Annotated in this window: 8 protein-coding genes; 4 read left to right on the forward strand and 4 right to left on the reverse strand. The window is 67.6% G+C overall.

Annotated features, from left to right (window positions below):
• Position 1 precedes the first annotated feature (1 nt).
• The 4 genes from E1263_RS42800 to E1263_RS20730 are packed head-to-tail and all read left to right on the forward strand — an operon-like array spanning position 2 to position 1950.
• Positions 2-178: a hypothetical protein gene (locus E1263_RS42800; protein WP_165956696.1), complete on the forward strand. Its 177-nt coding sequence runs from the start codon at positions 2-4 to the stop codon at positions 176-178.
• A complete protein-coding gene (locus tag E1263_RS20720; protein ID WP_132169816.1) occupies positions 178-498 on the forward strand; it encodes a hypothetical protein in 321 nt (106 codons plus the stop codon). The genes E1263_RS42800 and E1263_RS20720 overlap by 1 nt, the downstream gene beginning before the upstream one ends.
• Positions 499-524: 26 nt before the next feature.
• Positions 525-1403 carry an RNA polymerase sigma-70 factor gene (locus tag E1263_RS20725; protein ID WP_132169818.1) on the forward strand — a complete coding sequence of 293 codons (879 nt, stop codon included), beginning with the start codon at positions 525-527 and terminating at the stop codon, positions 1401-1403.
• Positions 1404-1431: 28 nt separating this feature from the next.
• The gene (locus E1263_RS20730; RefSeq protein ID WP_132169820.1) at positions 1432-1950 is read left to right on the forward strand and encodes a GNAT family N-acetyltransferase; all 519 of its coding nucleotides are present in this window, start codon (positions 1432-1434) and stop codon (positions 1948-1950) included.
• A 14-nt stretch (positions 1951-1964) separates the two neighbouring features.
• Here E1263_RS20730 and E1263_RS20735 read toward each other — a convergent pair whose 3' ends face one another.
• From E1263_RS20735 to E1263_RS20750, 4 genes are all read right to left on the reverse strand, one after another.
• Positions 1965-7748: an Ig-like domain-containing protein gene (locus tag E1263_RS20735; protein ID WP_132169822.1), complete on the reverse strand. Its 5784-nt coding sequence runs from the start codon at positions 7746-7748 to the stop codon at positions 1965-1967.
• A 100-nt stretch (positions 7749-7848) separates the two neighbouring features.
• Entirely contained in the window at positions 7849-9822 is a 1974-nt protein-coding gene (locus tag E1263_RS20740; protein ID WP_132169824.1) for a hypothetical protein, read from the reverse strand.
• The gene (locus E1263_RS20745; protein ID WP_238161356.1) at positions 9819-10787 is read right to left on the reverse strand and encodes a glycosyltransferase family 2 protein; all 969 of its coding nucleotides are present in this window, start codon (positions 10785-10787) and stop codon (positions 9819-9821) included. The genes E1263_RS20740 and E1263_RS20745 overlap by 4 nt, the downstream gene beginning before the upstream one ends.
• Before the next feature lie 29 nt (positions 10788-10816).
• Complete coding sequence (locus tag E1263_RS20750; RefSeq protein WP_132169826.1) at positions 10817-12364, reverse strand: gamma-glutamyltransferase; 1548 nt, start codon at positions 12362-12364, stop codon at positions 10817-10819.
• Positions 12365-12366: the final 2 nt, after the last annotated feature.

Genomic DNA, 12366 nt, shown 5'->3' on the forward strand with positions numbered 1-12366 from the left:
CATGAAGAACGGTGTGTACGTCGGCTTGGTCGTGCTCGGGGTGTTGGCGGTGATCGCTCTGGGCGCCGATGAGCGGCCGGAGCCGAAGGTCGGCAATCCGGTGGTGTTCGCGGCGCTGGCGTATGTGCCCTGCGTCCTCCTCGGTGGGCTCGCGGTATTCCAAGGGCGGTCCTGCTGATGACGAACGGCTATGTAGTGCTCCTCGGGTGGAACCTGATCGGTGCCATCGCGGGCTTCAGCTTCCTGACGTCCGAGCACGGGCGGCGGTACGGACATCCCGCGCAGGTTCTCCTCGACGCCGGCCCGTGGGTCGCGCTCGGTGGGCTGGTCGGGGTTGGCTTGGTAGCACTCCTCCATCGCACCAGCATTCCGCCGGTGCTCTGCGGCACGCTTGCGTACGCCGGAGCTGTACTGGTGACGCTGCTCTCGCTGATGGCGTTTGCCATCTATCAGTGGCGCCATGTCACATATGGCGGGGCTGTCGTGTCGGAGTGGTAGGACAGGGCTGTCGAGAGGTGGGTGGAATGGCGGACGAGGCGCTGGCGCGGGAGTTCGACGAGCATCGGGCGGTGCTGCTGGGGGCGGCGTACCGGGTGGTGGGGAGTGCCAGTGACGCCGAGGACATCGTGCAGGAGGCTTGGCTGCGGTGGGCTGGGGTTGCGCATGAGGAGGTGCGGGATGTGCGGGCTTACCTCATCCGCATCACTACGCGTCTCGCTCTGAACCGGCTGCGGCAGCAGAAGGCTCGACGGGAGCAGTACGTCGGGCCCTGGCTGCCGGAACCGATCGTCGAGTGCGAGGGGCCCGAGGCGGCGGTTGAGCTGGCTGACTCGGTCAGTATGGCGATGCTCGTCGTACTGGAGACGCTGTCACCGCTCGAGCGCGCGACGTTTGTCCTGCGTGAGGTGTTCGACCTGCCGTACGACGAGATCGCGGAAACGCTCGGTCGTTCGGAGGCGGCGGTTCGGCAGCTCGCACACCGGGCCCGTGGGCACGTGCATGCGCGGCAGCCGCGGCATCGGGTGGACAAGGCGCGGCACAGCGAGCTGACCATGCAGTTCATAGCAGCGGCCGGCACCGGTGACCTCGCTCAGGTGGTCGCACTGCTGGCACCGGACGCCGTACTGATCAGTGATGGCGGCGGGAAGAAGACTGCGGCGCTGCGGCCGATCTATGGCCCCGAGAAGATCGCTCGCTGGCTGTTCGGCGTCATGAGCTCCAACCCGGGCTTCGAGCTCGTCACAGCTGCTCTGAACGGCGAGCTGGCACTGGTCGCGTACTTCGGCGACGAGCCGGACACAGTCGCCTTCCTGCAGACGTCCGGCGAACTCATCACCGAGCTCTATCTGATCCGCAACCCCGACAAGCTCACGACGGTTCCGGCGCGGCACGCCTTAGAATAAACGCAACTGTGTCGCACTTGGAGGTGCTGTGAAGTACGTGGTGGTGGACTCCGACGACGCGCTCGATCCGGCGGTGCGAGCCGATCTGCTCGACACGTGGGTTGCAGCAACCGACGCGGGTGGCGCAGTCGGCTTCACGGCACCGGCTCCGGTGGAGCAGGTCGCACTAACTCTCGACGAGGCTCTTGGCCGAGTGGCTGCCGGACTCGACCTGCTGGGCGTGCTGCATGACGGCGAGCGGTACGCCGGGATGGGGATCCTGGCGAGCCGTAGCGGCGGCCTGCATTCGCACTGGCGGACTGTGCTGCGGGTGATGGTCCACCCGAAGCACCAGGGCAGTGGGGCCGGACGGGTCCTGATGGAGGGGTTGCGCGGCTCAGCGGTCGACCTGGGTCTGCAGCAACTGCAGCTCACCATCCGCGACGGGCTGGGGCTCGAGAACTTCTACCAGCCTCTCGGCTACCGCGTCGTCGGCCGCCACCCCCGAGCCATCCGCCTCTCCGACACCGACTACCGCGACGAGGTCATGCTCGTCCGCGACCTCTAGGCCGGACCTGTAGGTCAGCGGCGGGAGCGGACCAGGGCTAGAAGCGTCGCGCCCAGCGCGGTCAGGAGTGAGCCCAGCGTCAGCAGGAGCTGGGGCGGTCCTCCTGTTTCGGGGAGCTCGGTCTGGCTTACCAGGCGCAGGGCTGGGCCGGGGTCCGCAGCGATGGTGAAGCGGACTGGGGCTGCGACCGGCGCGGCGCCGGCGCTCGCGTGTTCGTAGGTGAGTTTGGCGGTGCCAGTGAAGCCCTTGGCCGGGCTGAGGCGGATGGTGCCGTCGGGGGTGACTGTCCAGGTGCCGGCTGGGGTGGTCGCGGTGCGGGTGCAGGTGGCTGGGTCTACTCGGAGGCAGATGGGCCCGGAGCCGCCGGTGTCATTGAGGGACGGGTTCACGGCGACCACTCCCCCGGGTGTACCGGTGGCACTGTCTGCTGAGGCTTGTGCAGGACGGGGTGCGTCGACGGTGACATCGAGTAGGGCGCTGGCCGTCGTACCGTTCGCGTCGGCGACTCGGTAAGCGAGGGATCGCGTAGAGCCGATGAAGTCCTTGACCGGGGTGAAGGTGATGACACCGTCCGGGCCGACCGCGAAGACACCCTCGTTGGCCACGGTGACGGTCTTCTTGTCCTTCTCATCACCCGGGTCACGCAGTACGACGCTCGCCGGGGCCAGCGGCGCTGACGGATCACCAGGCCGGTCGTTGCTCAGCACCTCGACACCGACCGCAGTGTCGTAACCAGTCCGCGCACTGTCGTCGCGGACCACCGGCAGGACCGGAGCGACCATCACGCTCAGCGTGGCGCGGGCGCGGTTCCGGTTGCTGTCCTTCACCTCGTAGCCCACCGGCCGCGTGCTCCCGGTGAAGCGCGCCTCCGGAGTGAACGTGACCTTGCCGTCAGCAACGACGTACTCGCCCTGCCCGGCCACTGTGACCTGCTTGACCAGTACGGCGTCCGGACCGATCAGCAGCAGAGTGTCCGCGTCGAGCGTCGCCCCCGGCCCCGGTACGTCGTTGGCGATCGGGTCGATGACCACTGGCAGGTGCTGCTTCGTACGAGCCTGGTCCGCGTGAGCCACCGGCCGCGACTGGACGGTGATCGACACAGTCGCCGTACCGGTCGTTCCGTTGCCGTCGACCACCTGGTAGCCGACCGGAACCGTCGTACCGACGAATCCGCCGGCCGGAGCGAACCTCACTCCACCTGACGGCTGCACTGTGAACAGCCCCTGGCCCTCCACCTCGAGCATCGGCAGCAGGTCACCAGACGCCGGGTCCATCAGCTGCACAGCACCCAGCGGCGCTGACGCATCCCCGGGCTTGTCGTTCGCCAGCACCGGCACAGTCAGCACAGTGTCGTACGGCGTCGTCGCCGCATCGTCGTTGGCGACCGGAGTCACCGGGGTGACCGTCACCGTCATCGTCGACATCGCCTGGTTGCCGCTGGAGTCCTTGACCCGATACGTGATCGACAGCACGCCACGGAACGCCGGTACCGGATCTACTGCGACCCGGCCGGTCGTCTGGTTGACCGTCACGATCCCCTGGCCGGTCAGCGCCGCAGTGCGAACCCAGCTGCGTGTAGTGACCGAGTAGACCTCGACCGAATCCTTCTCCAGCTCCGCGCCAGTCCCGGCACTGTCGTTGTCGAGCGGCTCCAGGGCCAGCGTGACGTTCTGCTTCGTCATCACCGCATCCGGCACCGCCTCGGGTCCCTTGCCTACCGTGAGGAACAGCAAGCCTTCCGCCGTGGTCCCGTTGTCGTCAGCGATCCGGTACGTCGCAGGTGTCGTCACCCCCTGGAAGTCCTTCACCGGGGTGAACGTGATCGCTCCGTCGGCCGTGACGGCGTACGTGCCCTCACCAGCCTGAGTGAACGTCTTCCCGAACCCATCCGCGGTCTTCAACACGACAGAAGCCGGAACCAGCGGCGCTGTCGGATCACCTGGTTTGTCATTGGCCAGTACGTCGACAGTGGTCGGCTGGTTGAACGGGGTGATTGTGGAGTCGTCCAGTGCGACCGGCCAGATCGGTGTGACCGTCATGGTCAACCTAGAGACGGCAGTCGTGCCGTTGGAGTCCGCAACGCGATAAGTCATCGGTGTGGCAGTGCCATGGAAGGCCGGGAGCGGATCGAAGACCACCGTGCCAGTCGGCTGCACGGTGTACGTGCCCTGCTTGGGGACGGTCACGGTCTTCGCATAAACATGCACCGCCTTCGCGCGGCCCTCCGGCCCCAGCAGCTCCACTGTCGCCGGATCGAGCTTCGCATCGGTGCCTGGAATGTCGTTGGACAGCAGGTTCACCGTCACCGCGATGTCCTGCAGCGTCGACGCGCGGTCCGCCACCGCGACCGGCGGGAAGCCGACGGTGATCATCAGCTTGGCCGTCGTCAGCGTCCCGTTCAGGTCGCCGACCTGGTAGCTCAGCGGCGTCCCCGGCCCGCGGAAGTTCGCGCCCGGGTCGTAGCTGACAGCTCCGCCGGTCGCGGTGTAGACGCCTTCGTTCGGGATGCTGGCTGTTGCCTTCAGCAACCCATCGGCCGGATCGGCGAGCAGCAGACTGGTCGGCAGCAGCGGCGCGGTCGGGTCGCCGGGCTTGTCGTTCGCGAGAACCTTGACCGTGACCGGCTTGTCGAACGGTGTCCGCGCCGCGTCATCGGCTGCCACCGGAGTCACCGGCGTGACCGTCACTGCGATCGTCGACCGCGTCACCTGGTCGAACCAGTCCATCACCCGATAGGTCAGCGCAGTCGCCGCACCGGTGAAGCCTGGCAGCGGATCGACCGTGATCGTGCCGTCCGGATTCACCTGGTAGGCAGCCTGCCCCGGAACCTTCACCAGCTTCTTCATCGACCCGTCGGCCGGGTCCAGCACCGCCACGCTGAGCGGATCCAGCCCAGTGCCCCGGCCGGCGCTGTCGTTCGCCAGCGGCTCTACCTCGAACGGGACGTTCTGCTTGCCCGTCGCAGTGTCCGGCTTCGCGGTCGGCGCGGGCGGCTTCGCGACACTCACGGTCAGCTTCGCTACGGCCGTCGTACCGTTGACGTCGGCGACGCTATAGCCGAGTGCTGCGGTCACTCCGACGTAGGACGGCAGTGGGTCGACCAGGACCTCGCCATCCGGCGTCACCGTGTACGTCGCCTCACCGTCGACGACGACTGTGGTCTTCGGCTCCTGTGTCTTCGGGTCGAGCACCCGGACGCTGCTCGGTACCAGCGGGACCGCCGGGTCGCCCGCTGCGTCATTCGACAGCACGCGGACGGTGGCGACAGAGTCGTACGGCGTTGCTGCGCTGTCGTCCGACGCATCGGGTGTCACCTTCGTAACCCGCATGGTCAGGGCCGCGTCACCGATCGCACCGTTGGCGTCGGTCACCTGGTAGGTCACCGGAGTCGCCGTACCGCTGAAGGCAGGCACTGGTTCGAAGAGCACCTTGCCGTCCGACCGCGCGGTGTACTTGCCCTGACCCGGCACCACCAGTGTCGTCACCGGCTCGCTGCGGGTCGGCGGGACCAGGCGGACCGAGTCCGGCCGCAGTGCGGCGCCAGTCGGACCGGGCTTGTCGTTGTCGAGGACCGCTACCACGACCGAACTGCCTTGCAGCGAAGCGATTGTGTCGGGGTTGGCCACTGGCGGCCCTGGTGCGTCAACAGCGACAGTGAACGCAGCCCGCGCCGCTGTACCGTTCTTGTCGAGCACCTGGTAGCTGAGCGACGTACCGACGCCATGGAAGCCGTGGGCCGGCTGGAACGCGATCTTGCCGCCAGCCACGACGTACACGCCCTGGCGTTCGATCGTCACGGTGTCCACGAGAGTGTGCCGGACCGGGTCGACCAGCTTGAGGCTGGTGGGATCAAGCGGCGCATCCGGTGAGCCCGGAAGGTCGTTGTCCAGCACCGGTACGACGGTGTCCGTGTCGAACGCGGTCGACGCCGAGTCACCGTTGGCCACCGGCTGCACCGCCGTCACAGTGACGGTGAGAGCGGACTCCGCCGTCTGAGCGGTCGTATCGGTGACGCGGTAGCCGATGGACGTGCCTACCCCGGTGAATTGCCGCACCGGCACGAAATCAACCGCACCTGTCGGCTTGACGGCGTACTGCCCCTCACCGGCAACCACCACCGTCTTTTTGAACGCGGTGTCGGCCGGATCGCGCAGTACAACCGACCCCGGTACGAGCGTCACGCCCGGAGCCGCCTTGTCGTTGGCCAGCGGCCGGACTGCTGTGCTGACGTTCTGGGGCGTCGTTGCGGTGTCGGGAGTCGCTACCGGCGCAGCCGGGAGAGCCACCGTCACAGTGAGCTTCGCAGTCGCCCTGATTCCGTTGCTGTCGGCCACGCGGTAGCTGACCGGCTTGCCGACCCCGAAGAATCCGGGCACCGGCTCCACAGCGACGGTGCCGTCTGACTTGGCGATGTACTTGGCCTGTCCGACCACACTGAGCAGTACGCCGCACTTGCCGCCGTCCAGCAGGCAGAGCGTGCCCGGCTCGATCGGTGCGGCCGGATCACCAGGCTGGTCGTTGCCGAGCACTTTGACGGTCACATCGGTGTTGAACGCAGTGGCGGCGAGGTCGTCGTGCAGGACCGGCGGAGGCGGCGGCGTGATCTGCAGCAGGTAGTCCTCGACCTCACCAGCATCGGCCGCACCGATCGGTTTCGCGACCGCGTCGTCGTACCCGATCCGCAGCCGCGCGTACGAGGCTCCTGCGGTCGGCTTGGCAAACTTCGGCCAGCTGAGCTTCACCGTCGTCTGCCCGGCGACGAACGCGCCACACGCCTGTTCGTCGGTCTGGAACGCACCATCGCGATCCAGATCGATCCAGGCACACACGCGGCCCGGCTTAGATGCGCCGCTGAGCTTCACCTCAACCCCGTACGATGTAGCGCTCGTCCGCAGTGGTGGGAACATCACCCCGTCGTCAGCCGCATCAGGTGTCGTCGGACCGGTCGTCGCGTTCGCCACCGTCGAGTTGTCCTCGGTGGCGTCCTTGCCCAGTCGCACATCGCTCAGCACCGACCAGGCCGCGCCGTACGTCGCCGGTGCGTCGCCAAAGTCCTCACCAGCCGAGGCCACCACCGAGAACGCATCAGCCGAGGAGGTGGTGTTGAAGGCCGGCAGCTTGGCGTGCTTGGTGAAGTACGCCGTCACATCGAACCGGACTGCGCTCACCACGCCGTTCACTCGCACCGAACCACATGCGGCCGTCGCACCGGCGTCCGGACCCGTACCAGTCTTGTTGTTGATGCAATTCGGACCGGCGTCGTGATTCGCCGCAGTGATGGTGTCGCTGGTGACCGCGAGGTTGTTGCCCACTCCTGCCTTGCTCAGGCTGAGCCCCGGAGTGGTCAGTCGCAGCACGGAGTGCAGCTCGGACTGCGCACTTGGCTTGCCATTGACGGTCTCGGTGACCGCACCGCCAAGCCCAGCCAGATGCAGCACCGGATTGCGTACCGGTCGGCTGAACGCCACCGTCACCGTGCCGCGGTCACCACAGCTCCCAACGGACGCACAGTCGCCAGTGTTGACGAGCAGGTCTTGCGCCGGGGTGGTCCGCGCGATCGGCGGGCTGTACGTCGTTGGCCCGGTCCCCCGGATCCCTGCGGTCGTTTCGTCGAGCAGCTCGGTCCCACCGGTCACAGTGATCGTCTGCCGCAGATCGGAGCCCGGCATCGTCGCGGTCGCCGATTCAGCTTGCTCGAATGGCTTCACCGGCGCCTGATAGGCGAATGTGTCCGCACCTGCCGCTGCCAGCAGCACAGCCGTCAGCAAGCCCACCGCCGCCGGTCGTGTCGCCCGCATGGTGCCCTCCCGAGCAATCACATCTCTGCATGCATCGGCACCGGGGCGGGCGGGCCTGCGCAGACCTAACGGCCAACGCGAACTCCATGTTACGGGTTCGCTACCCTCCGAGGTCGTAGATCGCGACCTTGCCGTTGCTGTGTCGCAACGGCACGAGCTCGGCGAGTTTCGGGGAGACGGTTCCGGCACGCGCATCGGCGTAGAGCCAGCGGACGCCGTACTGGTCGTGGAGTCGTTTCAGCAGCGCCGGAGTGGGGCTAGCGAAGGTCTGCGTGACGAGGGCGACGCGGTCGGGCCACGGCGACGGCTGCTCGGTGTAGCGACGGCCGCCGACACCCTGCGCGGCCATGGCCTCGTTCGTGTAGGCCCAGCCCTCGATAACGGTCCGGCGACCGGCGAGACCGCTGACTAGGTAGCCGCGCGCATCGCACCCGGGCGCCTTCGCATCCACCGGACGGCACCAGGTGTTGGTCGCCACCACATCGGTCGGCGCACTGTTCGCAGCGAGCCAGGCAGCGCTCGACTGCTCATCCGGATAGACCCACTGCTGCGCAGACCGAAAGACCGGCCCGGCTTCAGTGTCACCAGCTATGGCGTTCTGGATGAAGCTCTTGACCGGTGCGAGCGCCAGAAGCACCAGTACGACGACCGCCAGCCGTCTGCTCGCGGTTGCGGCGACCCACCCGGCGGCCGCGATGCTGAACGGCGTTGCGGTGTAGAGGAAGTAGGACTCGCTCACCCCCGGATGATCGATGAACAGGTAGCCGAGCCAGCCGACCACCATCGCTCCGACCAGGAACCAGGCGACCGGATCACGCCGTACGACGAAGAAGCCGGCCAGGGACGCTGACTGAATGAGCAGCACGCTCAGGACCATCACCGCCGTACCGAGCACAGCGCCGTGGACAAGCGACGGGACGAGCAGCCCACCGACCCCGGCTGGAGTGGTGTCACCGGTGAGGCGTTCATAGCCGGGGCTGGTCTTGAGAATGGCCAGGAACTGGATCTGCGAGCCGCTAGTGCTCCCAGCAACTGTGAGGAGAGTGATCGCACCGACAGCAACCAGCAGCGCACCGGCGACAACTAACTTCAGTTGCAGTCTCTTGTAGAGCGCAGCCAGTCCGACCGCGCCGACAAGCACCGGCAACACGGTGGGCTTCGAGCCACCACCCACCACGGCCATAGCAACGACAAGCAGCCAGAGCGAGCGGGGCCCATCGCGGAAGAGCAGCTCGATCAGAAAGATCCCCGCCGCGACGCAGGCGACCAGACCGAACGTCTGCGACGGGCTGAGGAAACTGACCGGTGGATTGAGGTTGATGCTGGTGTCCACGAGCAGGTAGAGCTGCGGCGCCGTGAGAGCTGCAGCCGCGAGCACTCCGGTCCACCATGTGCGACTGACTGTCCGGGCGAGCGTTGCGCAGACCAGCAGTGCCACCACGAGCCATGGCAGCACCCACAGCCGAAACAGCACCACGATCGGGTTGAGCCGAGTGATGTCGACAGCCGCCGCCATGTCCGCGTTCGCAAACCAGTGGTACTCCAGTCGCTCCCCCACGACCTGTGGCAGCTCCGGCGGCACAGCGCGCGTCAGCTCACTCACCATCGACAGGTGATACAGCAGGTCCTGGTAGTACGACGTCGCGTCCGGAGGCGGCACGTGATACCCCATGACACCGCGGATGGTCGCTGCGAGCATTAGCGCCGAGGCAATCGCCAGTCCCCACGTCCAGCGCAGTGGCAGTAGCGAAGGCTGAGCAATACGCCAGCAAGAGCGCAACCGCGGCAGTGCGAAGGCAGCAAGAGTCAGCAGCGGCCAGACAACCAGCCAACGCTGCCAGCCGACCGCAGTGAACAGCGCCCACCCAACGAGCATCCACGCGGCACCGACGATCGCACCGAGGCCGAGGTCCTCAGCCCAGTTGCCGACACTGCGCCAGACAGCACGCAGCAACAGCGTGCCCGGCAGAGCGATCGCCAGCGCGAAGTAGACGCCGTACCGGAGGACATCCAGGGTGTGCAGACCGACGGCAGCGACAAGGAGTGGGAGCAGCCAGGGCAGCGCCCGCCTCACCGGGTACGGACCGGTTCCGCACGCTTCTGGTCTTCGAGACTGTCATAGCCGACCAGGAACTGCGGCCGGCGCTGACTCGACTGGAACAGCCGGGCGACGTACTCGCCGAGCAGCCCCAGGCACAGCAGCTGGATCGCACCGATCACGCTGATCGCCAGGACGGTCGACGTCCAGCCGGGAACGCCGCGGCCGGTCAGCTTGATCACCAGTGCACCGACCACGAACACCGCGGACATCAGACCGCCGAGCAGACCGAGCCAGGTCGCCAGCCGCAACGGCGCGGCCGAGAACGCGGTCACGCTGTCGAAGGCGAGCCGCGTCATCTTGGTCAGGTTGTACTTCGTCGACCCGGCCGCGCGCTGGGCGCGAATGTAGGTCACCTCAGCGCTCGGAAAACCGAGCCACGGGATGACGAGCCGGAAAACCCGACCGTCCTCGGGCAGCGAGTTCACCGCGTCGACCACGCGGCGCGACACCATCCGGAAATCGCCCGCGTCGAACGGGATCTGCTTGCCGACGAGACGGCACATCAGGCGGTAGTACAGCCGCGCGGTGGTCCGCTTCGGCCACGAATCACTCGAGCGATCCGAGCGAACGCCGTACACAACGTCGAGATCGCGCTCGCGCAGGACGTGCAGGAACTCGCCGATCGTCTCGGGCGGATCCTGCAGATCGGCGTCGATGGTGACGACATACTGACCGCGGGCGCCGCGGAAGCCGGCCGACTGCGCGGCCTGGTGACCGCTGTTGCGCAGCAGCCGGATGACGCGCAGCTGCGGCCAGTCCTTCGCCGCCTCCATGAGCAGGGCAGCCGTGTTGTCCCGGCTGCCGTCGTCGATGACGAGCAGCTCGTACGGCAGGCCGAGGCTGTCCAGCAGCGGATGCATCCGCGCGAAGAACATCGGCAGGACGGCTTCCTCGTCGTACATCGGCACCACGACGGTGAGCTCGGGGTCGATGTCCACGCCTGTCTAACGAGCGGGTCCCTGATCTGTTAGTCAGGCGGCGAGATCGCGACTGCCCCGGTACGGCGTGGGTCGCCTACCGCGATGAGGCCTTCGGCCGGATCCCAGAACGCGGCTGCGACACCACCGAAGTACATCGAGTGCGGCGGCATCGGCCGCGACGGCAGATTCGTCGCGCCCGCCAGCGGCAGGTCTTCCTCGTAGTCGACCACGATGTCGTCGCGGACCCGAACGTGCAGCCGCGGATGCTCGACGGCCTCCGCCAGCGGCAGCCCGCCGTGCGTGTAGAGCGCGTAGACCTGCGCGAGCGCGGTCGGGATGCGATCCGAACCAGGCGAGCTGATCGCCAGCACCGCGCCGTCGCTGTCCCGACGCGCCACGCTCGGCGCCATGTTCGAGGTCAGTCGGGTGCCTGGCTTGAGGCTGTGCGGACCGCCGTGCAGCAACTCCTGCTCGCCGAGCGCGTTGTTCAGCCAGATGCCGGTGCCCGGCGTCAGCACGCCGGAGCCGTAGCCGGACGAGACCGTGATCGCGCACGCGTCACCCTCGTCGTCCACCACCGACACCGTCGCCGTACTCGGCGAGGTCAGCGCACGCAGGTCGCCAGCCGAAGCCAACTCGAGCAGCTTCTGCCCTTCAAGCTGGCGAAGGTCTTCCGCATCCAGCTCCGCAAGCCGCCGCCCCAGAACCGCATGCTGTACGTCGACCAGTCGCTCCAGCTCGGCGGGATTCCAGCTGCCGTCGGCCGGGACGCCGTCGAGCAGCGCGAGCATCGCAGCGACTGCGACTCCCCCGACGGCCGGCGGCGGGTTGGTGGCGAGCCGCCATCCGTTCTGCCGGACCATCAGCGCCGGCCGGACGATCGCCTCGTACGCCGCCAGGTCCGCGGCGTTGAGGATGCCTTCGTTCTCGGCCATGTCGCGGATGAGCAGTTGCGCCAGCTCACCGGTGTACAGCGTCTCAGCGCCGTCGCGGGCGATCAGCTGCAGCGCCTCGGCGAGCTCCGGGATGATGACTGTGCTGCCGGCCTTGATGACCGTGCCGTCTTCGTCGTGCACGACGCGGTGGCTCGGCTGGTGCCAGCCGAAGATGATCTCGTGGGTGAAGCCCAGGTAGTAGCCGGACGTCCGGCTGAGCGGGAAGCCGTCACGGGCCACCTCGATCGCGGGCTGAACCACCTCACGCCACGGCGCCTTGCCGGATCGCCGGTGCGCGAGATCGAGCGCCTTCAGACCGCCTGGCGTCGCGACAGAGCCGTGCCCGACAGTGGTCGTCGTACCGCCGCCGTAGTCAGTGGTGATGTCCCAGACCCCGCGGCCGAACGACTCCGGCGGCAGACCACGGCCGGGCATCTCCACCCAGCCGTCGATCGTGACCGCTTCCGACCCCGCAACCTGCAGGGTCACGAAACCGCCGGACGCCGGTGAGACCACGCCGATCTCGTTGACCATCGTGACCAGCGTCGCCGCAATCGCAGCGTCCACCGCGTTGCCGCCCTCAGCAGCAACCCGTACGCCGGCCTCCGCGGCCGCTGCGTTAGGCGCAGCGACCGCGACCCGCGGGTGAGACCCGCTCATCG

Source organism: Kribbella antibiotica, from assembly GCF_004349055.1.
In the GTDB taxonomy this organism is placed as follows: Bacteria; Actinomycetota; Actinomycetes; order Propionibacteriales; family Kribbellaceae; genus Kribbella; species Kribbella antibiotica.